27 protein-coding genes are annotated in these 25,756 nt (G+C 37.6%); 24 read left to right on the top strand and 3 right to left on the bottom strand.

The features are described from left to right. The first annotated feature begins 50 nt into the window (after window positions 1–50). The 17 genes from ACKXGU_RS14210 (at window position 51) to ACKXGU_RS14130 (ending at window position 14,266) form a co-directional block, all read left to right on the top strand. Entirely contained in the window at window positions 51–1,178 is a 1,128-nt protein-coding gene (locus tag ACKXGU_RS14210) for a BamA/TamA family outer membrane protein (RefSeq protein ID WP_463465927.1), read from the top strand. 305 nt (window positions 1,179–1,483) lie between these two features. Further along, entirely contained in the window at window positions 1,484–1,915 is a 432-nt protein-coding gene (locus tag ACKXGU_RS14205; protein WP_463465926.1) for a nuclear transport factor 2 family protein, read from the top strand. After that, on the top strand, window positions 1,905–2,378 hold the full coding sequence (locus ACKXGU_RS14200; RefSeq protein ID WP_463465925.1) for a nuclear transport factor 2 family protein: 474 nt from the start codon (window positions 1,905–1,907) through the stop codon (window positions 2,376–2,378). Before ACKXGU_RS14205 ends, ACKXGU_RS14200 begins: the two co-directional genes overlap by 11 nt. Before the next feature lie 76 nt (window positions 2,379–2,454). Beyond that, window positions 2,455–2,919, top strand: a complete 465-nt coding sequence (locus ACKXGU_RS14195) for a Cif family virulence factor (protein ID WP_463465924.1) — start codon at window positions 2,455–2,457, stop codon at window positions 2,917–2,919. Window positions 2,920–3,079: 160 nt separating this feature from the next. Beyond that, window positions 3,080–3,835, top strand: coding sequence for a DUF6090 family protein (locus ACKXGU_RS14190; protein WP_463465923.1), 756 nt, complete (start codon window positions 3,080–3,082; stop codon window positions 3,833–3,835). Between the two features lie 93 nt (window positions 3,836–3,928). After that, complete coding sequence (locus ACKXGU_RS14185; protein WP_463465922.1) at window positions 3,929–4,216, top strand: hypothetical protein; 288 nt, start codon at window positions 3,929–3,931, stop codon at window positions 4,214–4,216. Beyond that, a complete protein-coding gene (locus tag ACKXGU_RS14180) occupies window positions 4,176–4,796 on the top strand; it encodes a hypothetical protein (protein ID WP_463465921.1) in 621 nt (206 codons plus the stop codon). The genes ACKXGU_RS14185 and ACKXGU_RS14180 overlap by 41 nt, the downstream gene beginning before the upstream one ends. 10 nt (window positions 4,797–4,806) lie before the next feature. After that, complete coding sequence (locus tag ACKXGU_RS14175; RefSeq protein ID WP_463465920.1) at window positions 4,807–5,544, top strand: class I SAM-dependent methyltransferase; 738 nt, start codon at window positions 4,807–4,809, stop codon at window positions 5,542–5,544. Between the two features lie 137 nt (window positions 5,545–5,681). Continuing rightward, window positions 5,682–6,392: a hypothetical protein gene (locus ACKXGU_RS14170; RefSeq protein WP_463465919.1), complete on the top strand. Its 711-nt coding sequence runs from the start codon at window positions 5,682–5,684 to the stop codon at window positions 6,390–6,392. A 92-nt stretch (window positions 6,393–6,484) separates the two neighbouring features. Next, on the top strand, window positions 6,485–7,507 hold the full coding sequence (locus ACKXGU_RS14165; RefSeq protein ID WP_463465918.1) for a tetratricopeptide repeat protein: 1,023 nt from the start codon (window positions 6,485–6,487) through the stop codon (window positions 7,505–7,507). Window positions 7,508–7,551: 44 nt separating this feature from the next. Then, window positions 7,552–7,983: a DoxX family protein gene (locus tag ACKXGU_RS14160; RefSeq protein WP_463465917.1), complete on the top strand. Its 432-nt coding sequence runs from the start codon at window positions 7,552–7,554 to the stop codon at window positions 7,981–7,983. 111 nt (window positions 7,984–8,094) lie between these two features. Beyond that, on the top strand, window positions 8,095–8,625 hold the full coding sequence (locus tag ACKXGU_RS14155) for a RidA family protein (protein ID WP_463465916.1): 531 nt from the start codon (window positions 8,095–8,097) through the stop codon (window positions 8,623–8,625). A gap of 71 nt (window positions 8,626–8,696) precedes the next feature. Next, window positions 8,697–10,406 (top strand): amidohydrolase, encoded by a 1,710-nt coding sequence (locus ACKXGU_RS14150; RefSeq protein ID WP_463465915.1) that lies wholly within the window; start codon window positions 8,697–8,699, stop codon window positions 10,404–10,406. A gap of 62 nt (window positions 10,407–10,468) precedes the next feature. Then, complete coding sequence (locus ACKXGU_RS14145; protein ID WP_463465914.1) at window positions 10,469–10,912, top strand: VOC family protein; 444 nt, start codon at window positions 10,469–10,471, stop codon at window positions 10,910–10,912. Between the two features lie 100 nt (window positions 10,913–11,012). Continuing rightward, complete coding sequence (locus tag ACKXGU_RS14140) at window positions 11,013–11,549, top strand: hypothetical protein (protein WP_463465913.1); 537 nt, start codon at window positions 11,013–11,015, stop codon at window positions 11,547–11,549. Between the two features lie 62 nt (window positions 11,550–11,611). Next, window positions 11,612–12,367 (top strand): class I SAM-dependent methyltransferase, encoded by a 756-nt coding sequence (locus ACKXGU_RS14135; RefSeq protein WP_463465912.1) that lies wholly within the window; start codon window positions 11,612–11,614, stop codon window positions 12,365–12,367. Window positions 12,368–12,682: 315 nt separating this feature from the next. Beyond that, the gene (locus ACKXGU_RS14130; RefSeq protein ID WP_463465911.1) at window positions 12,683–14,266 is read left to right on the top strand and encodes a T9SS type A sorting domain-containing protein; all 1,584 of its coding nucleotides are present in this window, start codon (window positions 12,683–12,685) and stop codon (window positions 14,264–14,266) included. Between the two features lie 24 nt (window positions 14,267–14,290). Here the strand turns inward: ACKXGU_RS14130 and ACKXGU_RS14125 are convergent, their stop codons facing one another. Next, window positions 14,291–15,061: a lysostaphin resistance A-like protein gene (locus ACKXGU_RS14125; protein WP_463465910.1), complete on the bottom strand. Its 771-nt coding sequence runs from the start codon at window positions 15,059–15,061 to the stop codon at window positions 14,291–14,293. Window positions 15,062–15,386: 325 nt separating this feature from the next. Here ACKXGU_RS14125 and ACKXGU_RS14120 point away from each other — a divergent pair, with 325 nt between their 5' ends. The 3 genes from ACKXGU_RS14120 (at window position 15,387) to ACKXGU_RS14110 (ending at window position 18,876) form a co-directional block, all read left to right on the top strand. After that, the gene (locus ACKXGU_RS14120) at window positions 15,387–17,510 is read left to right on the top strand and encodes a M13 family metallopeptidase (RefSeq protein WP_463465909.1); all 2,124 of its coding nucleotides are present in this window, start codon (window positions 15,387–15,389) and stop codon (window positions 17,508–17,510) included. A gap of 86 nt (window positions 17,511–17,596) precedes the next feature. Then, complete coding sequence (locus ACKXGU_RS14115) at window positions 17,597–18,232, top strand: hypothetical protein (RefSeq protein ID WP_463465908.1); 636 nt, start codon at window positions 17,597–17,599, stop codon at window positions 18,230–18,232. Between the two features lie 185 nt (window positions 18,233–18,417). Beyond that, window positions 18,418–18,876, top strand: a complete 459-nt coding sequence (locus ACKXGU_RS14110; RefSeq protein WP_463465907.1) for an SRPBCC family protein — start codon at window positions 18,418–18,420, stop codon at window positions 18,874–18,876. 14 nt (window positions 18,877–18,890) lie between these two features. On the opposite strand, the gene ACKXGU_RS14105 is transcribed toward ACKXGU_RS14110, so the two are convergent. Further along, a complete protein-coding gene (locus ACKXGU_RS14105; protein ID WP_463465906.1) occupies window positions 18,891–19,847 on the bottom strand; it encodes a phosphoribosylaminoimidazolesuccinocarboxamide synthase in 957 nt (318 codons plus the stop codon). Next, entirely contained in the window at window positions 19,847–20,800 is a 954-nt protein-coding gene (locus ACKXGU_RS14100) for a PhoH family protein (protein WP_103052464.1), read from the bottom strand. The genes ACKXGU_RS14105 and ACKXGU_RS14100 overlap by 1 nt, the downstream gene beginning before the upstream one ends. 111 nt (window positions 20,801–20,911) lie before the next feature. Here ACKXGU_RS14100 and ACKXGU_RS14095 point away from each other — a divergent pair, with 111 nt between their 5' ends. From ACKXGU_RS14095 to dnaN, 4 genes are all read left to right on the top strand, one after another. Next, the gene (locus tag ACKXGU_RS14095) at window positions 20,912–21,748 is read left to right on the top strand and encodes an SAM hydrolase/SAM-dependent halogenase family protein (RefSeq protein WP_463465905.1); all 837 of its coding nucleotides are present in this window, start codon (window positions 20,912–20,914) and stop codon (window positions 21,746–21,748) included. A gap of 5 nt (window positions 21,749–21,753) precedes the next feature. Next, on the top strand, window positions 21,754–22,050 hold the full coding sequence (locus ACKXGU_RS14090; RefSeq protein ID WP_463465904.1) for a putative quinol monooxygenase: 297 nt from the start codon (window positions 21,754–21,756) through the stop codon (window positions 22,048–22,050). Between the two features lie 35 nt (window positions 22,051–22,085). Further along, the gene (gene gldG, locus ACKXGU_RS14085) at window positions 22,086–24,476 is read left to right on the top strand and encodes a gliding motility-associated ABC transporter substrate-binding protein GldG (RefSeq protein ID WP_463465903.1); all 2,391 of its coding nucleotides are present in this window, start codon (window positions 22,086–22,088) and stop codon (window positions 24,474–24,476) included. 86 nt (window positions 24,477–24,562) lie between these two features. Further along, on the top strand, window positions 24,563–25,681 hold the full coding sequence (gene dnaN / locus ACKXGU_RS14080) for a DNA polymerase III subunit beta (protein ID WP_463465902.1): 1,119 nt from the start codon (window positions 24,563–24,565) through the stop codon (window positions 25,679–25,681). Window positions 25,682–25,756: the final 75 nt, after the last annotated feature.

Genomic DNA, 25,756 nt, shown 5'->3' with positions numbered 1-25,756 from the left:
AAGCTCCTGAATTGACGTTATAGTATTGTACAACTTCTTGTGTTGCCATCATGAAAAAACAACTGCTACTATTCTCAATGGTTCTGCTTCTCATTCAGGTTAGCTTTTCGCAAGACCTAGACCAAACCAATGATAGCCTTTCAAAGTTTGATAGATTCAACAAGAAGGCTGAAGCCATCTTCAAAGTGATTCCTGTACCCATTATCAGTTATTCCCAGGAAGCTGGCAATATATTAGGACTGGCCAAATTCAATGCCTTTAATTTGAGTAAAAAAGATACCATTTCGCAGCCTTCCAAAGTATCCAGTTCCATTTCCTTTTCAACCAAAGGCCGAGTGAACTTCAATCTGGGCAATGATATGATATTCAATGAAAACAAGTATTTCATTTTAACTACCTTTAAGTATGCCAAACAGCCCGAATACCTTTTTGGCATTGGTAATGACGTCTCCATTAATGACCTGGAAGCAGTGACCAATGAGCATTTAGAATTTAATATTAATGCCTTAAGACGGGTTTACAATCATTTATATTTAGGAATTCGTCTGGAATTGGATGATTATATTAAAGTACTCACCGAACCCGACAGTTTTTTAATTGAAGAGAACGTTACGGGACTCTATGGCGGCACCAATTTCGGATTGGGTGCCACACTCATGTGGGACAGTCGTGACAATCGCTATAATGCGCACAATGGGTCATTTTTAAAAGTAGAATGGCTGTTTTACAAAACCGCTTTAGGTAGTGCCTATGAATTTAACCGTTTTGAAATTGACGCCAGAAAATACTATACGCCCTGGCTCAAACATGTGATTGCCATGCAGGCCACATTGACCCAACTCGATGGTAATACTCCCTATTATGACCTGGCATTATTGGGTGGCCAAAACAACATGCGCGGGTATTATCAAGGGGCATTAAGAGATAATGTGCTCATAGATACCCAAGTAGAATACCGATTACCTGTCTGGAACATTTTTGGTGTGGTTGGCTGGTTAGGCACTGGTCGTGTTTTTGACTCGTTTGAGGCCGTTGGCTTGAATAACTTCTGGTTATCTTATGGCGGTGGTTTGCGAATTAAAGTGGATAGCGATAACGATATTAACCTGCGTATTGATGCCGGATTTGGTAATAATGGTATCAATGCCGTGTATTTAAACTTTGCTGAAGCTTTTTAAAAGGTGTCTTATGAGGCATAATTAATCAGTCGTTTTAGTAGATCGTTCCGCTTCAGTCTTGTAAGAATTTTCGATAGCAAACACCAACTATATACCAAGTAAATACCAACTACATACGACGGGCGTATGGAGGAAGTATTAGGAAGACTCGTCTTAAAATAGCAAATGTAATCTTGAGCGCCCAAAAGGAACACTTTATTACAAAATTGATAACCGATAAGTTGGAACAAATGTTCCTATTATCGCCAAAATAGACTCCAAAATGAGTATATTTATCTATATATAACGAGTTAGCGATAATTAAAATGAAGAATACACGGATACTTATATTTCTTCTCTTGACTATAGGATGCAACAATTCCGTGGAATATGATAAGGAGAAAATTATAAAAGAGGCTATTGAGGTTGCAAAAAACTGGAATGATGCATGGAATGGGGAAATTGATATCGACAGAATGATGTCATTACATCATAAAGAATTGCAATACTATTGGCACGGTAAACCCATGACCTTTGATGGTTTTAAAGAGGTTTTGAAAAAATATATTATAGGTGTTGAGACTTATAACAATCAACTATTTAATCCGGTAGTGACAGTTATTGATAGAAACAACGCAGTAGTAGGTTTTCAACTTGGAGATAGTGACGAAGATGTGAAAAATGATGAAAACGCATTCACACTTGTAATAACACGTGTTGGTTCAGAATGGAAAATTATACATATACATGAAGGTTAAATTTTTTATAATCCTACTAATGTCTATTTTAAGTTTAGGATGTTCAATAGAAAACGAAACAGCTTTAACTAAAGAGAATATCCAACAAATTGAAAGAGAAGTGCTAACACATGCAATGAAATGTCTCAATTCATGGAATGGTAAAGTCGATAGTGAAAAAATGATGTCAACATATCATCCAAAAATGAAATATGCTTGGCGTGGAAATGTTCCTCTTGGAACTTATGAAGAAACCAAAAAGTTTGCTGAATCGTTACCTGAAATGGGTTCTAATTTTCAACTCTCAATGAATAATGTAAACTATACTATTATTGATAAAAAAAATGCTATAATATTTTTTCAATTTGATGATGAGAACAAATCTCCTTTTGGAGTTGGAGCTGCAAGTTTGGTAATGAACAAAACGAAGAATGGGTGGAAAATTATCTATGTTCACGAATCTACAATTGAACCACTTAAATGATTTAAGAAAGTCAAAAAATAGCTCTAACTATGAACCATAGTTTAGTTTATAACAAATTAAATTCAGGATATTAACTATGAAAAAATTAATATTATTCACTTTTGGTTTTTTTGTCATCTTCAGTTGCACTGAAAAGAAATTAAATGAAGAGGCTATTAAAAAACAAGTACTAACTACCTATAATGACATGTATAATTCCTATGGTGAGGGCACAGATGAATTTTGGAAATATTTTGAGAATGACTTTTTAAGAGTTACGCCTAGTGGAAATTTTCAAAAAGGTGTTGAGGAACAAATAACAAATTGGAATGACTATTTAAAAGTCAAAAAATTACATTTAGAAAGTTTTGATGAACCTGAAATGATAATTAGTGAAAATCAGGTGATTACTATTGGAGGCTACGTTGAATATTTTATAGATGGGAAAACGAAGGACAGCTCTTATAACCGAGGAGTTTATGTTGCCACTTGGAGGAAGAATGACAACGGTGACTGGAAAATATGCATGGATACCTGGCATTCGGGTTTAGATAAAAAATAAAACGCATTACAATAACGGCTATAGTTCATTGCGGCTTAATTCCTAATCGGAATTCATTGCAATTTGCTATCTTTCGGTTAAGGCGGAAAATCCTCTCGGATTTTCACTCAACGATATCATAGCCAATCACGTTGTGTTAAATTCTGAAAACCAGTAAACCATGATAAAGTTCTATAGAAAAATTAGAAAAAAATTACTTTCGGAAGGAAAAACTGGAAAGTACTTAAAATATGCAGTTGGAGAAATAATACTTGTTGTTATAGGTATTTTGATTGCCCTCCAAATTAATAATTGGAATATCAATAAGCAAAATACTAAAGCCGTCTCCATTGGGTTAACAGCATTACATAAAGAAATAGAAACTAATATCAACTACCTAAACAGACGCATTGAAGAGATAGATCATGACATTTACGAAATTGAATCTATCATTTATACATTGAATTCAGATACCGATACCATTTCTGAATATTCCCTTAATAAAGCTTTGCAAGACATGGGTCCCTTTACCTATTTACCGATGCGCCAAAATGCATACCAAAACATGATTACCTCAAATTTAATAGGCCTCATTAAAGATGAAACCTTAAAACTCAATATTTTGGGTATTGAAGCAGGATACCAGATTTATGAAAAAAACAGAATGCGAATGTTCGATAATTGGGAAGACCTCTTAAAACCATATTATATAAAACACATGGATCTTTTATCAATAGTTGATACTATAAGTACAAAGCCACCTCCAAAACGATTTTTCATAGTTGATAAAGCGCGTTTTTTGAACAACAAAGAATTTACAAACATCCTTATTCATCGCAGTTTTGCTGAAAAATCATCAAAATGGGACTTCAATATCATTGTTAACCACCTTACGGACTACTCTAAACAGATTGAGACCTACATGGCTCAAGAATAACCGTATGATAATTTCCTGTTAAAAACAGCCTCTTCTATTACCTTTTAATCCCAGCCTTTGTATCTTTAAGAAACCGCTTTCTTAAAATACCATATGATGGCAACCCATAACCCACTCGATAGACGTAGCAGCCTCAAGTTGGGAGCTTTGGCGGTGTTGGGTCTGGCATTACCTCAAGTGGGTTTTACAAATAACACCTCCAACCTATTTATACCAAAAACCCAAGATACGGTACCCGAGCATTTTCCTAATATACCGCCAGAGGTTGTTAGTGACGTGGTTGGGAAATCGCATTTTGATTTGGATGCTGTAAAAGCGTTGGTTGATAAGCGACCAGAACTTGGCACGCTCGGTTTGGGAATGGCGTTTTGGAGATTTTGAGTCGGCTATTGGTGCGGCTTCACATGTAGGCCGGCGTGATATTGCCCAATACCTGATTAGACAAGGGGCACGCCCTACCCTGTTTACCTTTGCTATGCTGGGGCACTATGAGGTGGTGAAAGCTACCATAGAAGCTTCACCAGGTATTCAGCAAACCATGGGTCCGCATGGTATTAGTCTGTTGGACCATGCGCTAAATGGCAAACGCATGCAAGATAGCATGACCGCAACTGAATATGAAAACCTCGAGCGCACCATAGATTATTTAAGCAACTTGGGAAATGCTGGCGGTCCAGACTATAAAACTGTTTCCTCTGAAGACCAACAACAATATTTAGGCGATTATAAATATGGAAACGGTGACACGGATGGGTTTACCATAGCCATTAACATGCGGAAACTGTTATCGTTAGGTCCTATTGGTGGGTTTGGTGGTGCACTGTATAAACTGGGTGACAACTTGTTTACTTACAATGGGGCACCATCGGTACAGATTACCTTTGACATTCAAGATAGTGTGGTGCAGTCACTTACCTTAACTGATCCGGATGTGCAAGTGACCGCCAAAAAAGTGTCGTGATAGCTAGGTTATGAAAGACAATTTTTCTACACAATCAGAGCAATACGCGAAATTTAGACCGACCTACCCGATTGAATTTTATGACTACCTAAACACGGTTATTCCTCACAAAAATTGCGCTTGGGACTGTGGCACTGGCAATGGACAAGTTGCTATAGAACTTGCCAAAACATTTGAGCAGGTGCATGCTACGGATATCAGTCAGTCGCAAATAGACCATGCCCAACGGGCGGAAAATATTACCTATAGTTTGCAGCCCGCTGAAGCTACCAACTTTGAAGCCAACCAGTTTGATCTCATTATTGTGGCACAGGCCATTCATTGGTTTGATTTTAAAACGTTTTACTCTGAAGTTAGGCGTGTCGTTAAACCTAAAGCCAAACTTTGTGTGCTGGGTTATGGAAGGCTAGAGATATCACACGAGATTGATAACCTGATTACCGATTTTTACACCAACACTATTGGCGCCTATTGGGATGCGGAAAGACGGTATATAGACGAGCATTACAAGACCATTCCGTTTCCGTTTGATGAGATACCCACACCCCAGTTTGAGAACCGACACCAATGGCAATTGGAACAACTGATTGGTTATTTGAATACGTGGTCAGTAGTAAAACATTTTATTAAACAAAAAGGACACAACCCAGTCGAGGCTTTAGAACAGGCATTAATACCTCTTTGGAAAACAGGAAGTATTCAAGAAGTTCGGTTTCCAATACTGTTGCGAATAGGGACTGTGAAATAAGGCATGTTCCGACTTGGTAATTTTGCGTATTTGACCATATAACCACTCCTTTAATTTAAAAATGCGTAACTTATAGTCCGTAACTAACCGTTTATGAGCCTATTAGGTTTTGTAAACTGCCAACAAAGCCAACCACCATGAAAACTTTTCAATTTAGCTTTTTCTTTTTTTGGAGTATTGTCTTTTTATTGATTACCATTATTGGTTTTGGCCCCTCTTTTTTACTGCGCCCCTGGTTTTATGAAACAACCCTCCCCTTATTTTTAGTAGTGCATGGTATTATCATGCTACTATGGTATTCAGGGTATTTTTATCAAAACCTCATGATTGCCAAAGGCAAGCTGATTAATCACAAAAATTTTGGTATTTATATGTTTCTGTTGGCCATTATTATGTTTATAGCCAACTTTAATGTGGTTATAAATCTCTCGACAGAAATTATGACCAAGCAACCAAGCTATTATGACGAGATACGCACCATAGAGAATTCGGGTGGTTTTGTTATAGGCAATCTGTATTTTACCGTTACCAGTTCTATTCTCATTATTATTGCCTATTTAAAACGATTTAAGCCTAATGCCCATAAGCGGGCTATTTTCGGCGCGAGTTTTCTATTATTAAGTCCTGCTTTTGATCGGTTTGTTAGACCCTTTGGATTACCTGAAATTTTTCAATTTGTTGGGTCGTATTTTATTCCTGTAACCCTACTAGTGTATGATATTGTTAAAAATAGAAAAGTCCATCCTATGACCATATTAGTGCTGGTATTAACCTTTATAACGGTACCATTATTACTTTTCATTATTAACAACAACATGCATGTAGCACTCATTGAGTTTTTGGGGTGAAGTATCCATTTCTCACTATATTATAATTAACATATTTGAACAGGAGGGATTAATGCTTTTTTACTACATTTAAAGCTCTAACCATGTATAAAATGACCATTAGACCTCTCGCATCACTATTCAGTCTCCTATTTTTAAGTATTTCCGGTTTTTCCCAAGCCACTATTGAAGACATTGTGGATGAAGGTATTGCTCTCCACGATCAGGGAGATTATGAACAAGCCATAGCCACCTATAAAAAAGCTTTGGAAATTGATCCGCAATCTGCATTAGCAAATTATGAAATTGCTTTGAGCTATTTTAATAAAGGCGGCTACGATGAGGCTATTACTTATGCTGATGTTGTAATAAATCAGAACCAAGACCATTTGATTGGAGCCTATATGATTAAAGGTTCTGCCCTTGATATGGTTGGAAAAACGGATGAATCTATAAAACTTTTCAAAAAAGCTATAAAAGACTCCGACGGTCATTATCTACTTTATTTCAATCTTGGGGTAAACTATTTCAAGATGGGTAATTATGAGGATGCTGAAGCCAATCTTATCAAAGCCATTGGAATGAATTCTGGACATGGAAGTAGTCATCTAATGCTCGCTACTATTCACCATCAACAAGGCAATAAAGTTCAGACTTTGCTAGCTACTTATTACTTTTTGTTTTTGGAACCAGATAGCCAACGATCTCCATCCGCTTTCGCCATGCTTGAAGAAAGCTTTGGTGCCAATGTTACTAAAGACCCGGATAAACCTAATACTATAAATATTTCGGTTTCACCAGATGACAGTCCATTAAGTCCCGCCGAAATGATGGTTTCGCTGTTGGAAGCTTCAAAAACTACAGAGGAGAATAAAGACAAAACGGATGACGAACTTTTTATTGAAAATACTGAATCTTTTTTTAAGATTATGGGTGAATTGAAGAAGAACAAATACAAGGAGATTTGGTGGACTTTTTACACCCCATTTTTCTATGAACTAGCTAAAAGTGAACATCTAACTGCCTTTTGCAAGTACATTACACAGAGTTCCAATGAAAACTCTCAAATCTGGCTTGAGTCCAATGAATCAAAATTGGCTGCATTTGGCGAATGGCTAAAGACCTATGATGAATAGTCTTATTAATTTCTGTTTTAATTAAGGATAGATAAATTCTTGTTATGACCCAAAACATCATTAAACTCTTTTTACGTCTGGCTCTGGCTTCTGGTTTTTTATCCGCTGTTGCTGATCGCTTTGGATGGTATAGTCCTGCTCAATCCACCTGGGGCAACTGGGATAGTTTTTTGGAATTTACCGAAATGATCAATCCGTGGTTTCCGGTATCCGTAATTCCTGCTTTGGGCACTCTCGCGACGGCTGCCGAAATTGTTTTTGCCTTATTTTTGATTATTGGATTTAAAACGGAGCTATTTGCCAAGTTGAGTGGTTATCTGCTTCTGGTGTTTGGCTTGTTTATGACATTTTCGCTGGGTATTAAAAGTGCCTTGGATTATTCGGTTTTTGCCGCTGCCGCTGGTGCTTTTGCCCTATCATTGATGACCAATAAATTTCTGGAGGTAGACAGCTTGATTTCAAAACAGAAACCCTAAACTCGAAAACGTATGTTATTGCTAAATTCCTGTTGTTGCTTTTATAACGAAATACACTATCTTTAGAAACCCTAACCATCTATCATGAAGTAACTTACCATTAATTACAACATGATGAAAACACGAACCAACAAATCCATCTTAATTACACTAGTTTCTCTAGCATTAGGCTTTCAAAGTTGTGAACAAAAACAAGCTGAAACCACTCAAGAAGCGCAACCTGTTATTGAAGAAGTCGTAGTCATTGAACCCGAAAAGCCCGACTATTTTATGTTGCGCCCTGAAGTGGAAAAAGCCTATGGCTACACCCACGCTGTAAAAATTGGGCATGATATTAAAATATCGGGAGCTGTGAGTATGGATGATGAAGGTAATCCAACCGCCATTGGCGACCTGGAGCAACAAATGAAAAACTGCTATGCCGATTTGGAAAAAATCCTAGCGCACTACGGCTGTACCTTTGACAATGTGGTTGTGGAGAATATTTTTACCACAAACATGCCACTGATGCTGGAAAAATCAGCCTACCGTGCCGAAATTTACAAAAACCAATTTCCAACAGGGTCCTGGCTGGGCGTAAAGGAACTGGCACTTCCGGAATTTATGGTGGAAATAGAACTGGAAGTTTATAAGCCGGATTAACTTGTTTTATTTTAGGCAACTGACTCCATGAATATACATCAAAAAAATATTAACTTTTTAACACACAAATCATGAGAATACGGCGATTACTGGTTATTGTTTTTTGCTTGGGATTAGCATTTTCCTGCAAGGATGCATCGAAACCCGAAAAACCCATTGAAAATAATGCGACCCTATACTTTGGTGGTGATATTCTGACCATGGTGGGTGATACGCCCGATTATGTTGAAGCACTGGTTGTTCAAGATGGGAAAATTAGTTTTGCCGGTAATTTGGTTGATGCCGAGAATCTTGCTGGTTATGGACATATCAAAATAAATCTGCAAGGACAAACTCTATTACCCGGTTTAATAGATGGGCATGCACACTTTGGCAGTTTTTCGGCTCAAGCTATTGGTGCTCAAATTTTACCGCCACCAGATGCTGGTGCGAGTAATATTCCACAACTGATAGATATTTTAAAAGCATGGAATACACCTGAAAACAGAGCACTTACTGGATGGATTTTTGGTTTGGGTTTTGATGATTCGGTTTTGGAAGAACAACGTTTTCCAACGAAGTTTGATCTCGATCAGGTATCCACCGAACACCCCATTATGATCATTCATATTTCCGGCCATTTTGCAGTAGTTAATTCCAAAGGACTTGAACTTCTCGATATCACAGCTGAAACCGAAGACCCTGAAGGCGGTATCATCAGACGTACGGAAAATCAAGAACCCAATGGTGTGCTGGAAGAATTAGCAGCTATTCCTCATTATACCAAAGCCTTAACACCGATTTCAAAAGAAGCAGCCAATCAGTTTTTTGAAGCTGGACAAGACATGGCATTGTCTTATGGCTATACGACCGCACAGGACGGCCGTGCAATGGACCAAACCCTTTTTGTGAATGCTGCTAAAAATAAAACCCTGAAACTGGATGTGGTTTCCTATATTGATTACGCCTTTGTTGATAGCCTGATGGCAACGCCCTGGAACCGTAAAACCTATACCAATCATTATCGTATTGGTGGTATGAAAATTACCTTGGATGGGTCTCCACAAGGTCGCACTGCCTGGCGAACGGAGCCCTACTTGTTAAGACCAGAGGGAGCACAACCTGGCTACAAGGGTTACCCAGCTATTCCCGATGACCAAAAAGTCATTGAACTCTTTAAAAAAGGTTATCAAAACAACTGGCAAGTATTGGCTCATGCCAATGGCGATGCTGCCATCGATCAGTTTATCAAAGCTATTCAGGTAGCGACCAATGCTTACGGTATGAATGACAGACGTACGACACTAATACATGGACAATATATTCGGGAAGACCAATTGGATTCCTTAAAAACCCTGGATGTGATTGCCTCATTGTTTCCACTTCACACGTTTTATTGGGGCGACTGGCACAAACAAATTATTGGGGATGAACTCGGTAATAAAATCAGTCCGGTGCGAACCGCGCTTAATAAAGGTGTTAAAGTGACCATTCACACCGATGCTCCTGTAGCCTTACCCAATTTGATGCGCATGGTTGGTATTTCAGTCGAACGGAAATCGCGTTCGGGTGTTGTTATTGGTGCTAATGAAAAACTCACACCTTATGAAGCCTTACAAGGCATCACTATCTGGTCTGCATACCAGCATTTTGAAGAGGATTCCAAAGGAACCTTGGAACCTGGTAAATTAGCTGACCTGGTCATACTGGACAAAAACCCGTTAAAGGTTCCAGAATCAGAAATAAAGTCTATTCAGGTGATGGAAACGATAAAAGAAGGGACCACAGTATTCAAAAGGTGAATATTATCATGATTACAAAAAACTCACTACTTTTAATTAACTATTAATCCATTTAAAAATCCATGGCACAAATTAACCCCTATATTCATTTTAATGGCAATGCCGAAGACGCCTTTTTATTTTATCAATCGGTTTTTGGAGGCGAATTCTTATCGGTTGTCCGTTTTAAGGATATGCCCAGTGACCACAATCATCCTATTGATGACGCCGAAGCCAACCGTATTATGCATATTGCCTTACCCATTGGTAAAACGGATATCTTGATGGCCAGTGACACACCAGAATTTATGGGTAAGCACAGTGAACAAGAAACCCGCAGCAAGATTTCCATTATTGCCGAATCAAAAGCCGAAGCAGATAAATTGTTTCATGGCCTTTCAGCAGGCGGCACCATAGAAATGCCCATTGCCGATAGCCCTTGGGGTTCTTATTTCGGGATGTTTCGGGATAAATACGGCATTGAATGGATGGTTGATTACGACCCGAATTTTAAAGCACAAAAGTAAAGAACGGAACCCTAAAATCATTGTACCTTACAGGTGTGCCAGATTATTAAATGACATAAAAAAACATAACTAATAACGGTATCGACTTATTCACTCTATTATGAAAATCATAAAAATTTTAACCATTTTACTTCTTATATGTTCCTGCAAGGAAAACCATTTAAAACCCGAAAACAGAGAACCAACCGCTGTGGTAAGTTCACTTGACCAAGAGGCCATTTTGAAAACCATCAACACTGTCTATAATAACATCAAGGTTGACTCCACACAAAAGCCCGACTTTAGTATCATTAAAAAGCAGTTTGTTGAATCAGCCAGGTTAGGTTATATAACCAAAGATTCACTTATTTTGAAAAGCCCGAGTGAATATTTTGACGGAATGGAAAATATGCTAAAGAACAACCCCAAATTAACTTACTTAAGGGAATGGGAAATAACAGGCGAAACCAAACTTTTTGGAACCATTGCCCAACGAACAAGCCTGTATGGTGTCCACGCCAATACTACCGATAGCCTTGCCGAAAAAGGCATCATTAATTTTCAATTGGTCAAGATTAACGATAAGTGGAAAATTCTCTCTATGATTTGGCAAGCCGAGCGAGACGGTCAAAAAGTATCGGACACCTATTTTGATTAAAATGTATAGGGTATTAAAAAAACCGTTATGGGTCTTTACATGAGTTACTTAAAAAAATTTAAATGGATTTAGCAAAATACAACCAAGCTGCCTGGAATGGCTATGTAGATAAAAAAGATCGGTGGACTATTCCAGTGACTGATCAGGAAATACAAGATGCCAAAGAGGGCAACTGGCAAATTATATTAACACCCAAGAAACCCGTTCCACATAGTTGGTTTCCCGATTTAAAGAGCTTAAAAGTTTTGGGACTTGCCTGTGGTGGTGGTCAGCAAGGTCCTATTTTGGCTGCCTTGGGAGCCGATGTGACTATTTTTGATAATTCGGAACGCCAATTACAACAAGACCAGACAGTCAGCGAGCAATTTGAACTCAACATTAAGACCTTGCAAGGTGACATGCGCGATTTATCCGTATTTGCCGATGCTAATTTTGATTTGATATTTAATCCCTGTTCCATTGTTTTTGTTGATACTGTGTTACCTGTTTGGAAAGAATCCTTTAGGGTGCTCAAACCCGGTGGTATTTTAATGACTGGCTTAATGAATCCTTTGGCATTTCAATTGGATGAAGATGAATTAAAACTAATTTACAAACAGCCTTATTCGGATATCCATTCCTTACCTCCTGAAAAACTGAATGCCCTAAAAACGAACAATGACCCACTGATTTTTGGTCATAGTTTAAGTGACCAAATTGGAGGACAGCTGGACGCTGGTTTTAATCTAACTCATATGTATGAGGACTATTGGGATGTGGACAGCAATTTGAATGCATTTTTTCCGGCATTTCTAGCTACTCGGGCTGTTAAGTCATAGTATTGACTTGATTACCAGTATCTTTTACAGGTGTTTTCATGCAACAGCTTCAGACCTTTTAAATGGGCATTCAGTCTCTATCAAAAAGTGATGTCACTACTTCAATTATAAAATAATTTCATTCCTTGTCAGGAAAAAGTTTCCTTCAATTGTTATATGGTAAATACCCCCCATGGGACCAAAATATGCCAGTAGCACAGCAAAATATTTACTTAATTTTCAACAAGATAACACACTAAACATGACGTTTATCATATTCTATAAAAAGCGAATTAATTAATTTTCAAGAATACTAACCCTCAATTACAATTAAATATGTTCAACAAACTAATAACCCTAGTAATAATCTTATGTTTTTTTTCCGTACAAGCTCAAAATGTAGAATGGGAAAATGTTTATCCTAATAGATTAACATTAGGCAAGGCCCTTACCATTGATTCAGATAACAATATTATCTCCATTGGTAATGGGTTGCCAACCGGTGCATATAATGAATATGTTTACATTCAAAAATACACACCCCAAGGCAATTTAATTTGGAAAGATTCCATTTCGACCACCCTCAATAATAATTATCATTCAGCCACTTGGGTAGGAACCGATTCCAACAAAGATATCTTTGTTGTTGGCTATCGATTTACCTTATCTAGCCAAAACCAAATACCGAATGCCATAAAGGTTTTTAAAATATCCCCTGATGGCACCGTGCTTCAAAACAAAACCATTACAGGCGTTTTTAATCGTGATGGCAATTTTAACCTTGGTAGAAGAAATGAGGCTTCCTTGGATGAAAGTGGTAATTTGTATGTTGCCACAGCAGGTTCTACGGACTCCCAAACCAATGCTGGATTTGTATTGTTGAAATTTGACAATAACGCCAATTTATTGTGGGAACGGGTTCATACTTTTACTAATGTTCATGGCTTACGTGGTATGCATTACAACAACGGCAAAATAGCGCTTGTGGGGACTACCACCATTGCCGGTAATAATAATCAGGTTGCAGTTTGGGATACAATGGGAAATTTGTCTTGGGCTTCTACAGGAACCATTCCAGATCAAACATGGGCAACGGATATTTTACTAGATAATGTCGGAAACACCTACACATTATGTCAAAATTTCGGTACTACTCATAATCTTATAGAAGTTACTAAATATGGTCCAACGGGCACTGTTTTATATTCAGAACCATTTGACTTGGAAGTTGATGCTACTTCGGGTCGTATGGGGTTACTTCCAGATGGGAATATTGCTATAAGTGGTACCAATTGGACAATTTCAGGTACGGGCAAATTGTTTGTAGCTAAAATAGAAGCCTCTGATGCATCGATTGTAACTAGTAGTTTACACGACTTACCTCAAATAAACAATTGGGTTTATGACCTTACAGTCACTCCAAATGGAAACTATTATGTTGCAGGACAAAGCGATAACAATGGAGGTGCACCAAGTTCAATGTTTATCTATGCTTTTTCGGATACTAATGGATATGAATGGAATACATCCTATAATAATGAAGGCGTTAAACCGATGACTATAATGACAGATTCAAATGAAAACATTTATTTTCAAGTTGATAATAACAATACCGTAGTAAAACTGGGTAATAGTATAACATTGTCTCAAAATAATGTTGCAATAAAAAACGTAATCAAACTTTATCCTAATCCCGTAGACAAGGAAACAACTCTAGAACTTGAATTGCAAAATGCCAATAAATCTCAAATCACCATTTATAACGAGTTGGGTGCCCTCATGTATGTTTCCCCTAAAACTGAATTGAGAAATGGCTTAAATAAGTTAAATTTAAACTTATCTCAATTCCAAACCGGGCTTTATTTTTGTCATGTTTTTGATGGCCAAAACAACCAAATCATTAAAATAATTAAGAAATAATGTATCCCATCGAAACTGAATACTTTAGACTTGACTATCCACGTAAGCTTGAGCTGTTTTCTTATTACTTAAAGCTACAATTCCTATAATACCAAAAATAACAGGACCTAGGATTAATAGCAATGACGGAATCAAGCCTACTAAATCCTCGGTTGACTTTTCTACAGTACCGGAAATAAAAACAGTATAATCCCAAATCCAATGTAAAATAATGGCTGGAATAATACTTAATGTGCGTACCCTGATAGCCAAAAACAATAAACCAGAACTTGTAGCCAACACTGCTTGAAGCGCTGACATTCCAAAATCCCCTGTAACAAAGCCATTAAGCACGTGGATACCTCCAAAAATGACACATGTCCAAATAACTGCCGGCCAGTAACCAAATTTATTGGTAAAGGAACTCATAAAAACACCGCGAAACATGAGTTCTTCTGATATTCCCACAAAAAGCGTGTTGATTAAAACCCATATAATAAAAGACGCATTAGAATAAGCACCGCCATTATAGGCACTTATTTGAGCAATAATAATTAACACAATAGGAAACCACAGTATCTTATCTGTATATTTCCCAAGTCCTTTAAGGCCCATACGTATGTGATGCTTGCCTAAAAAAGCAAATACCAAACAGGTAAGTGCCGATAAAAAGATACCATAGTTTAAGCCTTTGGTAACCAGTTCGCTTAAATCAATTTCCGATTCATGGGTTCCTAAAACAAATTGCAACCCAAACGTAAAAAAGAACCAAACAGCAAAAACAATAAAAGCGGCAATAATGGATATTTTTTTCATAATGATAATAATTGGTTGGTTAGTACTAAAATATGTGCCTTAAATTAGTAAAATATTTTTGGTTTATCATTATCCCATAATGAATGCATCATTTTTTTGATTGATTATTATAGAACATCCTTATCAAAGTATCTATCTGGAAATACATGTAACGTAAAATTAATAATTTAACACAATGACTGATTAATTGTAAGAAAAATTTGAAATCACATGATAAATTAGTAATTTAATGGGCTAAAAACTTAAAACCCCTCATGAATCTTACTTAAACTTCACTTATTATTTGTAAATAACATTATCGCAGCAACCAAAAAAAACCAACCAAATGAATCCCTCATTTTATTTAAGAGTCAAGATACTCTTATTTGAGAAATCTGTTTATAGCGCTATTTTGAATTTTATTAAAAGCAGAAAAGCCTTTGCATGGGTCTTACTGCTTTTTTTAATAAGTTTTTCCTGTAAAAAGGATGTAAAAGAAAATCCTGTCACAACATCAAAACTGTCTTCTGGTTTGGTATTGAGCCATATTGACAGTACAATTGCTCCTGGAAATGATTTTTCAGGATTTGCTAATGGCAAGTGGTATAAAACAGCTGATTATTTACCTGGACTTCCGTTAAATGGTGGGATGATCAAGCTTAACTTTGATGCTGAAGATCAAATTGGGGAAATTTTACAGGACGTGCTTAAAGAACCTGACCAACCAACGAATACGCCCAAAGGACAAATCCAAGCATTTTATCGCAGTTATATTGATACTACTACACGAAATCAGTTGGGTATTAAGCCTATTAAGGTAGATATCGAAGCTGTAGCAGCTGTTAAATCTCATAGCGAAATGGCAAGTTTGATGGGGCAACCTTTTATGCCTTCCATTTTTGGGGGCTATGTGTTTTTGGATGCAAAGGACACCTCTCGTTATGTTTACATCATGGGGCAAAAGGATCTGGGAATGGGCACAATAGAATATTACCTTTCTACCGATGCACCAAATCCTGCAGTACGGTCAGCTTATATAGACTATGCTGAAAAGCTGTTTAATCTAGCTGGTATTCAAGGAGCCCGAAAAAAAGCAGAAACCGTACTCGATATTGAAACCAAGTTGGCCTCTAAATATTGGACTAACACCCAAAAAAGAGATCCCAATAAAATGTATCATTTAATGACGGTGGCCGAGTTAAAAGAGTTCGCTCCTGGATTTGATTGGGGTGCTTATCTACAAGCAAAAGGTATGGAAAACGCTAATATCAATGTGAATACCGATACAGCCATTCAAGGCATTGCTACAGTTTTTAAAGAAACCTCCTTGGATGATTTAAAATCCTTGGAAACTTTCTATTTACTGAATTCCAATGCGAAATACTTGTCCGATGATTTCATTGAGGCCGAATTCGAATTTTTCAAGAAAACCTTATTGGGGATACAGGAAGGAAGAACCCTGGAAGCTAAAGCCAAAAGTGAAGCGAATTCCATTTTAGCTTGGCAACTGGGCAGCATATACGCCGATAAATATTATACCCCTGAAGTGGAAAAACAAATCGTGGAATTGGTGGAATTCATGAAAAAAGCAATTGAAAAACGTTTGAATAGAAACGATTGGATGGATGCCGAAACCAAGGCCGAGGCTCTTAAGAAGTTCAACAATATTCATTGGAAAATTGGAAGACCCGAACGTGTGATTGATCAATCCGGTCTTAATTTTAAAGCCGATGATCTTATTGGAAATTTAAAAGAAACAGCCCGCTTGGATGCCAAGGATTTTGCCGACCGACTAACGGAGCCCAAACGGGAATGGGAGTGGCTTATGCCACCTCAAATTGTGAATGCCTATTATCAATCGGAAATGAATGATGTTGTATTGCCTATTGGTATATTGCAATCACCTACCTTTGATCCAAAGGCTGACCCTGCTTCTAATTTTGGAGGTATATTATCTATAGTTGGGCATGAGGTGGGTCATGGTTTCGACGATAAAGGCAGTCAGAGTGATGCCAACGGACTCTTACGTAACTGGTGGACTGACCAGTCTCGTGAAGAATTTGCAAGACGTGCTAACATGTTGGTTGAGCAATACAATCAGTATGAAGCTGCTCCTGGAGTTTTCCTAAACGGAAAACTGACCCTTGGAGAGAATATTGGTGATGTAGGTGGTGTGGCACTAGCCTATAGTGCTTATCGGGATTACGTTAACGAAAAACAAGGAGGTCAAGCACCTATTATTGATGGTTTAACAGGTGATCAGCGGTTTTTTCTGGCCAATGCCCAAATGTGGAGCTGGATGACAACCGATGCCTTTGCCCGAAATGCGGCTTTAACCGACAATCACAGTCCTGGTCAATTTAGAGCCAATGGTGTATTTAGAAATATGGATGTCTGGTATGAAGCCTTTAATGTGCAGCCCGGTGACTCATTATACCTAGCGCCTAAAGACCGAGTAGAGATATGGTAATGATAGAACCAAAAAGCAACCAATATTTAATATTTTAAACCCTAATATTTAACGCAATTAATCAATAACTTTAAAATCAATTAACAATGAAAAAAACAACCAAACACATGTGGATTACAACCATTTTAGCATTTGCCTTTGTGGCCAGTTATGCTCAAACACCAAGAGACCTCAGAGGTCTTGAAGATATGAATTATGGAAGTGCCCTAGTAAAGATGAAGGATAAAGGATATGAATTAGACCACACCAGTTCTTCTGGAGGCAGTACCTATGTTACGTATTGGCATCCAGACCGCCACAGATGTGTAACCTTAAGAGCTCGTTCAGCAAGAGTTCAATCTATAAGAAGCGTTCCAAATTCTGATTGCCACAAGGATGGCGATGGTTATGAGCTGTCTGGGAACCATAGCTGGAGAAACAATTCGGACAACAGATACTATCATGATGACCGTGACAATTGGAGACACAATGACGATAGAGAGTACAACAGTAGCTATAATTATGGTAATGGTGAAGTAGCCGTTCATGACCTTGTAGGAAGAGATGCCCTTAGTGCCTATGATGAGCTGAACAATCGTGGCTTTAGAGAACAAAAATCATATCAAGACGACGGAAATACTTTTCGGGTATGGTACAATTACAGAACGCACCAATGTATAAAAACATTAAGCCAAGAGCGAAAAATTAACAGAATCTATAGCTCAACTCACTGCAATAGATAATTAGACAGCAGCTAAACATTTAAACGGTTTTGAGTGGTACACTACATGATTACCACTCTTAACCGTTTTTTTATTATACCAACCTAAAAAAGTCGCCTGGTGAGATAGCTTCATTTTATTTTAATTTCTTAAATTTAATTATATTCTGGAATCTGATCTTAATCCCTATTTTAAAGTATATTATTATGAAACAACTTTTATTTAACATCACCGTAGATGCCAGTGCCAAGAAAGCTTATGAAACCATGCTGGGTTTAGAGGATATTACGACCTATGAACAATGGACTGCCTTGTTTAATCCCACTTCCACTTACGAAGGTAGTTGGGATAAAGGCTCTAAAATTTACTTTATAGGGACCGACGAGCAAGGTAATCGCGGTGGTATGGTATCGGAAATTGCAGAAAACATTCCAAACAGTTATGTATCCATTAGACATTATGGTATTTTGAATGGCGATACGGAAATTACAGAAGGTCCGGATGTGGAGCCTTGGGCTGGTGGCTTGGAAAACTATCGATTTACGGAAACCGATGGCAAGACTACCATTAGTATTGAGACGGATGCAGCTGGTGATTACGCAGATTACTTTAATGACACCTGGCCAAAGGCCCTGCAAAAATTAAAGGAACTGGTTGAAAATTAAATGATAGTATAAACTTATGCAGTCTCGGCAAGATAACTCATAACGTTTTCTTCAATACGTTTGTGAATATCTGATAAGTCGGCTCTTTTAAAAGACTCTCCCGTGATGTTTTCGTAGAGTTCTATATAACGCTCGCTAACCGTTTCAATATAATCGTCCGACATTTGAGGAACCGTTTGTCCTTCCAAACCCTGAAATCCATTTGCAATGAGCCATTGACGAACAAATTCCTTGGACAGTTGCTTCTGGGCTTCGCCTCTATCCTGGCGTTCCTGATAACCATCCGCATAAAAATAGCGCGATGAATCGGGTGTGTGAATTTCGTCTATCAACACAATTTTACCCTCTTTGGTCTTTCCGAATTCGTATTTGGTATCGACTAAAATTAATCCGCGAGATGCCGCAATTTCAGTTCCGCGTTGAAAGAGTTTTCGTGTGTAATCTTCCAAAACCAAATAATCTGCTTCTGATACAATGCCGCGTTTTAAAATATCCTCTCTTGATATATCTTCATCGTGGTCACCCATTTCAGCTTTTGTTGCTGGTGTGATGATAGGGTCTGGAAATTTATCGTTTTCCTGCATCCCTTCAGGCATGGCAACACCACATAACAAACGTTTACCCGCTTTATACTCCCGTGCCGCATGACCCGATAAATAGCCCCTAATGACCATCTCTACTTTAAAAGGCTCACATAAATGCCCAACCGCCACATTGGGGTCTGGTGTGGCTACTAGCCAATTAGGCACCAAATCTTCGGTAGCTTTCATCATTTTAGTTGCTATCTGATTGAGTATTTGTCCTTTGTAGGGAATCCCTTTTGGCATGACCACGTCAAACGCACTCAAGCGGTCTGTGGCGATCATCACCAATTGATTGTCATTAATATTATAAACCTCGCGAACCTTGCCTTTATAAACACTTTTCTGGCCTGGAAAATTAAAATTGGTATCTATTATGGTATTACTCATTATTCTCTATTCTCTATACTTTTATAGGCTTCGATAACCTTTTTAACTAATTTGTGACGAATGACATCTTTATCATCTAAAAAGACCATACCAACACCTTCTACATTCTTCAAAATCAATAAGGCTTCTTTTAAACCTGAAATGGTACGCCTTGGTAAGTCAATCTGACCTGGGTCACCGGTTAATAAAAACTTCGCATTCTTACCCATACGCGTCAAAAACATTTTCATTTGGGCGTGTGTGGTATTTTGTCCCTCATCCAAGATCACAAAGGCATTATCTAATGTTCGACCACGCATAAATGCCAATGGTGCAATCTGTATGGTGCCATTTTCTATATAGTGTGCCAATTTTTCTGGTGCAATCATATCTCGTAAAGCATCGTACAAGGGTTGCATATACGGATCCAGTTTTTCTTTTAAATCACCAGGTAAGAAACCCAGGTTCTCCCCTGCTTCTACAGCCGGGCGTGTTAAGATAATTCGTTTGACCTCTTTATTTTTTAATGCCTGAACAGCCAAAGCGACACCTGTATATGTTTTACCTGTACCTGCAGGACCTATGGCAAATACCATATCGTTTTTACGCATACTTTCCACCAGTTTGCGCTGGTTTGTGGTTTGAGCCTTAATCAATCGACCACTAACACCATGCACAATCACTTCGCCACTGGCATCATTAGTGGTATAGTCTTCTTTACTGTTACTCGTTAAAACACGCTCAATGACATTTTCATCCAGTTTATTATACTTGATGTAATGCTCCATAAGCATCGTGAAGCGTTTATCAAATTCTTCTAGTTGATCTTCATCGCCGTAGGCTTTAATTTTGGTGCCTCTGGCTACAATTTTTAGTTTAGGAAAGTGCTTTTTTAATAGTGTAATGTTGGTGTTTTGAGCTCCAAAAAAATCTTTTGGCGACACCTCTTCAAGTTCGATAATGATTTCGTTCAAAAGCTGGGTGATTTAATTAAAAATATCTATTAAGTTTTATTAGATTTGTGTCTAAACAAAGCTACACATTTTTAAAACGTGTTAGGTTAAAAAAATATCAACAATTCCTATATGGCCATTATCACTTTGACGACCGACTTTGGAGAGAAAGATCACTTTGCTGGTGCGACAAAAGGAGCTATTTATAATGAATTACCAGATGTTAGAATTGTTGATATCTCACACTCTGTATCGCCTTTCAGCATTCCAGAAGCTGCATATATCATTCAAAATGCCTATGAGAGTTTCCCAAAAGGGACCATCCATATTATTGGCATTGACTCGGAAATAAATGTTGAAAACAAACATATTGCCGTGTTGTTGGATGGGCATTATTTTATTTGTGCCAACAATGGAATCATGAGTATGATTACCAATGAAATTGCTCCCGAAAAAATAGTTGAAATTAACATACACGATAAAATTCAGACCAGTTTTCCTGTTTTGGATGTTTTTGTGAAAGTGGCTTGTCATATTGCGCGTGGTGGTACTTTGGAGGTCATAGGAAAAGTGATTGAACACATCAAACCTATCAAGAATATCATTCCGTTTGTAAATGATGACAAGACCCAGATTATTGGCAGTATTATCTACATTGACAACTATGGCAACGTAATTACCAATATCAAAAAAGGTTTTTTTGAGACCATTCAAAAAGGGCGATCCTTTGAGATATCGGCCAGAAATCATAAGTTTAAAAAGATTTACGAAAAGTATAGTGATATTGTTGATTTCACTATTCCGCAGGACAAGCGAAACGATGAAGGCCGTGGCTTGGTCGTATTTAACGCCTCCAACTATATGGAAATTGCGGTTTACAAAAGTAATTCGGCAACGGTTGGCAGTGCATCAAGCCTTATGGGTCTTGATTTAAGGGATACGATAACGGTTAACTTTAGCAAAAAATAAATGGTATGTTTATACGTATTGTAAAAATGACTTTTGAACCTGAACATATTGATACCTTTCTCAATAACTTTCATCAGAAGAAAGACCTGATTCGCCAGTTTAATGGCTGTCAGTTGTTGGAATTATACCGAGACAAAGACCAACCAAATGTGTTTTTTACGTATAGCTACTGGAATTCCGAAAGTGATTTGGAAGATTACAGGCATTCCGATTTGTTTCAGGATGTATGGTCGAAAACCAAACCCTTATTCAATGCCAAGCCGGAGGCATGGAGTGTGGATAAACTTGTGTCACTCCATTAATTTAAATATAGAATCAACCGATAAACCAAATATTCATGCTTGCCATATTACGAAAAGAAATAACCAGTTTTTTTGCTTCACCTATTGGCTATTTGGTCATGGCTATTTTTTTGATTTTAAACGGTCTGTTTTTATGGTTGTTTAATGGGGAGTTCAATATTTTAAATAACGGGTTTGCAGACCTGTCGAGTTTTTTCACTTTGGCACCTTGGATTTTACTGTTTTTAATACCCGCTGTGACCATGCGGAGTTTTTCGGATGAAAAAAAACAAGGAACTCTGGAATTATTGCTGACCAAACCTATTAGTGCCTTTCAAATTGTGTTAGGTAAATATTTGGGTGCTGTATTACTGATTATTTTAGCTTTAATCCCGACCCTACTATATGTGTATTCGGTTTATCAATTAGGTAATCCTATTGGGAATTTAGATTTTGGAAGCACCTTGGGCTCCTATTTGGGGCTTTTGTTCTTAGTAGCCGCCTATACCGCCATAGGCATATTCGCTTCCAGTATTACCGATAATCAAATAGTCGCTTTTATCATCGCTGTTTTTGGCTGTTTCTTTTTCTATATGGGTTTTGAAGGCCTTGCTGATTTTATAGCCAGTACCTTTTTAGAGCAATTGGGTATGGATGCTCATTTTAAAAGTATGAGTCGTGGTGTTTTGGATACACGGGATATTCTGTATTTTTTAAGTGTGACCCTATTTTTTATGATGCTCACAACTGCCAATATTGGTGTTAAAAAGTTTGATAAAAAGGACTTTACAACTATCATCCTACTATTGCTGGGTTTATTGGTTTTAAATATTTTTACACATTCCATCTACAAGCGCTTTGACCTGACCAGTGACAAACGCTATACCTTGAGTGAAGCCTCTATAAATACGATTCAAACCGCTGATTCGCCTATAGAAATTGATGTGTTTTTGGATGGTACCAACTTACCCTCCGAATTCCGAAGACTGCAAACGGAAACCAAGCAGCTATTAGATGAATTTGCTTCCCAAAACAGTCGTATTGTCTATAAATTTATAAATCCGTTAGAGGATGATAATTTACGTGAGAGCAATATCCAACAGTTAAGTAATCGTGGCTTGACACCCATGCAAGTAAGTGTTCAGGAAGCAGGAACCAGTAGTCAGGAAGTTATTTTTCCCTGGGCACTAGCCAGCTATAACGGAATAACCGTTAAAATTCCTTTAGTAAAGAATAAAATTGGGGCAACTGTACAGGAAATAGCCTCCAGTTCGATTCAGCATCTGGAATATGCCTTTGCCGATGGCTTCAGTAAATTGGTAAATCCTAAACGCCGAAAAATTGCCATTTTAAAAGGTAATAATCAGCTTAAGGATCAATATTTATTTGACTTTGTGAAGACCATAAAGGATTACTACTACATTGCACCATTTACCCTGGATAGTGTTGCCAGTAACCCGCAAAAAACCATGACAGAGCTTCAGGATTACGACCTCATCATCTCGGCTAAACCAACAGAAGCTTTTAGTGAAAAGGAAAAGTATGCTCTAGATCAATTCACCATGCATGGTGGTAAAAGTTTATGGCTTATTGATGCGGTAGCCATGGAACAGGATAGTTTGTACAATGCATCAGGTAAGGCTATTGCTACCAGTCGCGATTTAAACCTAACCGATTTCTTTTTCAAATATGGTGTGCGCATCAATCCCGTATTGGTAAATGATTTGTATTCTGCAAAAATTACTTTGGCCACTGGCGAGGGCAGTCAGTCGCAATTTCAGCAATTACCTTGGTTTTATTCCCCATTGGTAAATCCAACTATCAACCACCCTATTGTCAATAATTTAAACCTGGTTAAGTTTGATTTTGCAAACCAGATTGATACCTTAAAAAATCCAACAGCTGTTAGAAAAACGATCTTGCTTCAAAGTTCCATATTGTCAAAAACAGATGGTACACCACGTGAGATTAGTCTGGCCATGACCAGTCAAGAACCCGACCCACAGGCTTATACGAAAGGCTATCAGAATCTGGCTGTTTTATTGGAGGGCACATTCACGTCCGTTTATAACAATCGGGTAAAACCATTTGATATTACAAGTGATAAATCAACCAGTCCATTCACTAAAATGTTAATCATTGCTGATGGTGATGTGGCAAAAAATGAAGTCGGCAGAAACGGTCCCCTGGAATTAGGGTTCGATCGCTGGACCGGACAATTATATGGAAATAAAGAGTTTTTATTGAATGCCGTTAATTATTTATTGGATGATGACGGACTTATAAACATTCGTTCTAAAGAAGTCGCTATAGCCTTCTTAGACACCAAAAAAGTGGCAGCAGAAAAAACAACATGGCAGGTAGTCAATCTTGTATTACCACTGGTCTTATTGGGAATTTTTGGATTGCTTTTTAATTATTTCAGAAAGAAAAAATACGTCCACTAAATGTTAATAAGTTTGTTTCCTAGATTAGTAGCTTTGGGATATATTTGTAATATTAAACTATTGATCGTAAAACGTATATTATTTAGATGAAATTTATAGTATCAAGTACCTATTTACTCAAACAATTACAAGTTCTAGGTGGTGTTATCAATAATTCAAACACACTACCGATTTTAGATAATTTTTTATTTGAATTAAACAATACTGAACTCATTATATCAGCTAGTGATTTAGAGACAACCATGTCCGCTAAATTAGAGGTTGAAAGTGATAATTCTGGTAGTATTGCCGTTCCAGCACGACTATTGTTGGATACGCTTAAAACTTTTCCAGAGCAACCGTTGACTTTTGTTGTTGAAGACAACAACACGATTGAAATAAGCTCTAACCATGGTAAATATGCTTTAGCTTATGCCAACGGCAATGAATTTCCGAAAGCCGTTGCGTTAGAGGATGCCAGTACAACCACAATTACAGGAGATATATTGGCAACCGCCATCAATAAGACCATTTTTGCTGCTGGTAATGATGATTTACGCCCTGTGATGAGTGGTGTTTTCTTTCAGTTTTCTACTGAAGGATTAACCTTTGTGGCTACTGATGCCCATAAATTAGTAAAATACTCTCGCGAAGATGTGAGCGCCAATGAAGTTGCTGAATTCATCATGCCAAAAAAACCTTTGAACTTATTGAAAGGTATTTTGGCTGCTAGTGATGATGATGTAACTATTGAATACAACGATTCCAATGCAAAATTCTCATTCGAGAACGTGGAATTAATCTGCCGTTTGATTGACGGCAAATATCCAAATTATGAAGCGGTTATCCCGAAAGAGAATCCGAATAAATTAACCATAGATCGTACGCAATTTTTGAACTCTGTACGTCGTGTGAGCATCTTTTCAAACAAGACCACACACCAAATTCGTTTAAAAATCGCTGGAGCAGAATTGAATATTTCTGCTGAAGATATTGATTACAGCAATAAAGCTGAAGAACGTTTAACCTGCGATTATCAAGGTGATGATATGCAAATTGGTTTTAATTCGCGCTTTTTAACTGAAATGTTAAATAACCTGACTTCGGATGATGTGCAATTGGAAATGAGTTTACCAAATCGCGCCGGTATTTTAACACCTGTTGATGGATTGGATGAGGGTGAACAAGTAACCATGTTGGTTATGCCAGTGATGCTAAACAATTAAAAAAACTTTCTATAAACAATTAAAACGCCCACATTTAGTGGGCGTTTTTGCATCACGAGTTTTTGTTTGACCCAA

Source organism: Hanstruepera sp. CR43 (assembly GCF_055227665.1).
This window is presented reverse-complemented; position numbering and strand designations above follow the sequence as displayed.

What these genes read in the sequence shown, in the direction of transcription:
- ACKXGU_RS14135 (WP_463465912.1), top strand. Translation starts at nt 11,612, where the DNA reads ATGGATTTAGCAAAATACAACCAAGCTGCCTGGAATGGCTATGTAGAT.
- ACKXGU_RS14185 (WP_463465922.1), top strand. Translation starts at nt 3,929, where the DNA reads ATGATGGCAACCCATAACCCACTCGATAGACGTAGCAGCCTCAAGTTG.
- ACKXGU_RS14130 (WP_463465911.1), top strand. Translation starts at nt 12,683, where the DNA reads ATGTTCAACAAACTAATAACCCTAGTAATAATCTTATGTTTTTTTTCC.
- ACKXGU_RS14120 (WP_463465909.1), top strand. Translation starts at nt 15,387, where the DNA reads ATGAATCCCTCATTTTATTTAAGAGTCAAGATACTCTTATTTGAGAAA.
- ACKXGU_RS14110 (WP_463465907.1), top strand. Translation starts at nt 18,418, where the DNA reads ATGAAACAACTTTTATTTAACATCACCGTAGATGCCAGTGCCAAGAAA.
- ACKXGU_RS14165 (WP_463465918.1), top strand. Translation starts at nt 6,485, where the DNA reads ATGACCATTAGACCTCTCGCATCACTATTCAGTCTCCTATTTTTAAGT.
- ACKXGU_RS14125 (WP_463465910.1), bottom strand. Translation starts at nt 15,061, where the DNA reads ATGAAAAAAATATCCATTATTGCCGCTTTTATTGTTTTTGCTGTTTGG.
- ACKXGU_RS14170 (WP_463465919.1), top strand. Translation starts at nt 5,682, where the DNA reads ATGAAAACTTTTCAATTTAGCTTTTTCTTTTTTTGGAGTATTGTCTTT.
- ACKXGU_RS14160 (WP_463465917.1), top strand. Translation starts at nt 7,552, where the DNA reads ATGACCCAAAACATCATTAAACTCTTTTTACGTCTGGCTCTGGCTTCT.
- ACKXGU_RS14175 (WP_463465920.1), top strand. Translation starts at nt 4,807, where the DNA reads ATGAAAGACAATTTTTCTACACAATCAGAGCAATACGCGAAATTTAGA.
- ACKXGU_RS14095 (WP_463465905.1), top strand. Translation starts at nt 20,912, where the DNA reads ATGGCCATTATCACTTTGACGACCGACTTTGGAGAGAAAGATCACTTT.
- dnaN (WP_463465902.1), top strand. Translation starts at nt 24,563, where the DNA reads ATGAAATTTATAGTATCAAGTACCTATTTACTCAAACAATTACAAGTT.
- ACKXGU_RS14195 (WP_463465924.1), top strand. Translation starts at nt 2,455, where the DNA reads ATGAAAAAATTAATATTATTCACTTTTGGTTTTTTTGTCATCTTCAGT.
- ACKXGU_RS14200 (WP_463465925.1), top strand. Translation starts at nt 1,905, where the DNA reads ATGAAGGTTAAATTTTTTATAATCCTACTAATGTCTATTTTAAGTTTA.
- ACKXGU_RS14190 (WP_463465923.1), top strand. Translation starts at nt 3,080, where the DNA reads ATGATAAAGTTCTATAGAAAAATTAGAAAAAAATTACTTTCGGAAGGA.
- ACKXGU_RS14140 (WP_463465913.1), top strand. Translation starts at nt 11,013, where the DNA reads ATGAAAATCATAAAAATTTTAACCATTTTACTTCTTATATGTTCCTGC.
- ACKXGU_RS14205 (WP_463465926.1), top strand. Translation starts at nt 1,484, where the DNA reads ATGAAGAATACACGGATACTTATATTTCTTCTCTTGACTATAGGATGC.
- ACKXGU_RS14210 (WP_463465927.1), top strand. Translation starts at nt 51, where the DNA reads ATGAAAAAACAACTGCTACTATTCTCAATGGTTCTGCTTCTCATTCAG.
- ACKXGU_RS14150 (WP_463465915.1), top strand. Translation starts at nt 8,697, where the DNA reads ATGAGAATACGGCGATTACTGGTTATTGTTTTTTGCTTGGGATTAGCA.
- ACKXGU_RS14115 (WP_463465908.1), top strand. Translation starts at nt 17,597, where the DNA reads ATGAAAAAAACAACCAAACACATGTGGATTACAACCATTTTAGCATTT.
- ACKXGU_RS14155 (WP_463465916.1), top strand. Translation starts at nt 8,095, where the DNA reads ATGATGAAAACACGAACCAACAAATCCATCTTAATTACACTAGTTTCT.
- ACKXGU_RS14090 (WP_463465904.1), top strand. Translation starts at nt 21,754, where the DNA reads ATGTTTATACGTATTGTAAAAATGACTTTTGAACCTGAACATATTGAT.
- ACKXGU_RS14145 (WP_463465914.1), top strand. Translation starts at nt 10,469, where the DNA reads ATGGCACAAATTAACCCCTATATTCATTTTAATGGCAATGCCGAAGAC.
- ACKXGU_RS14105 (WP_463465906.1), bottom strand. Translation starts at nt 19,847, where the DNA reads ATGAGTAATACCATAATAGATACCAATTTTAATTTTCCAGGCCAGAAA.
- gldG (WP_463465903.1), top strand. Translation starts at nt 22,086, where the DNA reads ATGCTTGCCATATTACGAAAAGAAATAACCAGTTTTTTTGCTTCACCT.